This is a genomic window from Caulobacter sp. 17J65-9, assembly GCF_010975005.1.
Lineage (GTDB): Bacteria > Pseudomonadota > Alphaproteobacteria > Caulobacterales > Caulobacteraceae > 17J80-11.
The window spans coordinates 1-1,709 of sequence record NZ_JAAIVC010000288.1 but is presented as its reverse complement, the minus strand read 5'-3'; the positions used below and the strand labels follow the sequence as shown (position 1 = coordinate 1,709).

Below are 1,709 nucleotides of genomic sequence, written 5' to 3'. Positions count from 1 at the left end.
GCCCGCGCCGGGCTTGGCGAGGTCGATCACCGTCGGCTGGCCGGGCCGCGCCTGCTCGCCGCAGCCCCAGTAGACCAGGACCCGGCCCCTCACGGCGCCGGCCGAGCCCGCGTCGCCGGCCGCCGGGGCGAGCTTGGGAGAGATCAAGGGCAGGCGCGCGCCCGCCTTCAGCCCGGCCGGCGGCAGGTGGTCGGCGGCCGGCGCGCCGGTCGGCGCCTGGATGGAGGAAAGCTGCAGGTTCAGCACGCGCTGCACGCTGGCGGAGGGCGCGCCGCCGGACATCATGGCCAGGGCGCTCGACATGCCGCCGGAGGCACCGACGTAGGTGTCGGCCGTCACCCAGTAAGTCGCCGTCGGCGTCCCCGGCTTCTGCTGCGCGATCGCGGCGCCCGCGGCCACCGCGCCGACCAGCGCCAGCGCGCCGCCCGTCCAAGCTTTACGCATGTCGTCCTCCCCGGGCCGGCGACCCGATCGTCGAGGCTTAGGCGCAGGCGGCGGGAGCCGCCTCCTCCGTTCGGTCGAGATCAGGGGGCGCGGTCGAGCGTGGCGGCGCCGACCTGCAGGGTCTTTGGCGCCGGCCCGGGCGCCACGGCCGGCGGCGTGGCGACCATGAACCGCGCGACCGGCCCGCCGTCGTAGCGCAGTTCCAGAGTGCCGCGACGGACGGCGTAGGTTCCGGCGCCTTGCTCGACGGCCTTGCGGCTGGCCGGGTCCGGGCCGAGCTTGGCCCAGGCGGTGAAGTTCAGCAGACCCGCCTCGCGGAAGCGTCCGTCCGGGGTGAAGTTGATCGTCACGACAGGCGGGCCGCCGTTTGGATCGAACACGCCCCAGGTCCCGGTCAGGCGCACGCCGTCCAGCAGGTGCATGGGACGATAGCTCTGGGTCCCCTTCGCCCTTCGCAGCACGCCCTGGGCGTCGAGGGTGAAGGCCGTGTCGAACCCGGTCGCGGTGCGGAACACGATCTGGTCGCCCTGGCGCGTGTAACGGCCGCACTCGGCGTATCGGCACTCGTAGTCCAGTCGACCGGCTGCCCCAGGCCCTCGGTGGGAAAGCGGCGGAAGGCGCGGCCGTCGGGAAGGAAGGTGTAGTGGTCCGCCTTGACCTTGCCGGTCATCCCGTCGGCGCGGAGGCCATACCAGACGCCGTTCAGACCGCCTGGGGCCGGCGAGGGCGCCGCGCTGGCGGCCGTGGCGAGCAGGGCTGCGAGCGCGATCGCGCGCGCGAAGATCTTGAAGTTCATGCCGGCCATCCTCCACGCCCGCGGGCGCACCGAGGCCTTAGGCCGGGGCGCGCGGCCGCGCCTCGTTCGAAGGAAGGAGACGCGGCCGGCTCAGGCCGCGTCCTCCGTCAAGCCGAAGTTCGGATACTCGCCGCGGCCGGGCTCCAGGCTCGCATAGGCTTGGGCGGTGTGGCCGGCGGCGCCCAGGTGCTCCGCCAGGTCGCGCAGGTCAGCGTAGTCGGCGACCTTCACCTCGCTGATCCCGGCCATGCCGATCAGCATCAGGTGCTCGCGGGCTTCGACAGTGATCCGGGCCTGACGGGCGCGAAATGCGCCGCGGAAACGCGAAAAGCCCCGCTTGGGGCGGGGCTTTTCGGGAAGTTTGGGTGCGGGGACAGGATTTGAACCTGTGACCTTCAGGTTATGAGCCTGACGAGCTACCGGGCTGCTCCACCCCGCGGCAAACTTTGAGCGTAAGCGGAAGTGATCG

General features: G+C 72.7%; 3 protein-coding genes and 1 tRNA gene. All 4 read right to left on the bottom strand.

What is annotated here, in order from left to right; translation table 11 throughout:
• The coding region (locus G3573_RS21385) for a hypothetical protein (protein WP_205598434.1) at nt 1–444 on the bottom strand (444 nt) is incomplete at its 3' end.
• Nucleotides 445–524: 80 nt separating this feature from the next.
• Nucleotides 525–959: a hypothetical protein gene (locus G3573_RS21380; RefSeq protein WP_163263648.1), complete on the bottom strand. Its 435-nt coding sequence runs from the start codon at nt 957–959 to the stop codon at nt 525–527.
• Between the two features lie 371 nt (nt 960–1,330).
• Nucleotides 1,331–1,501, bottom strand: coding sequence for a hypothetical protein (locus tag G3573_RS21375; protein ID WP_163263647.1), 171 nt, complete (start codon nt 1,499–1,501; stop codon nt 1,331–1,333).
• Between the two features lie 101 nt (nt 1,502–1,602).
• Nucleotides 1,603–1,679, bottom strand: a tRNA-Met gene (locus G3573_RS21370).
• Between the last annotated feature and the right edge of the window lie 30 nt (nt 1,680–1,709).

Coding starts and splice junctions, on each gene's coding strand:
- G3573_RS21375 (WP_163263647.1), bottom strand. CDS start 1,501: ATGCTGATCGGCATGGCCGGGATCAGCGAGGTGAAGGTCGCCGACTAC.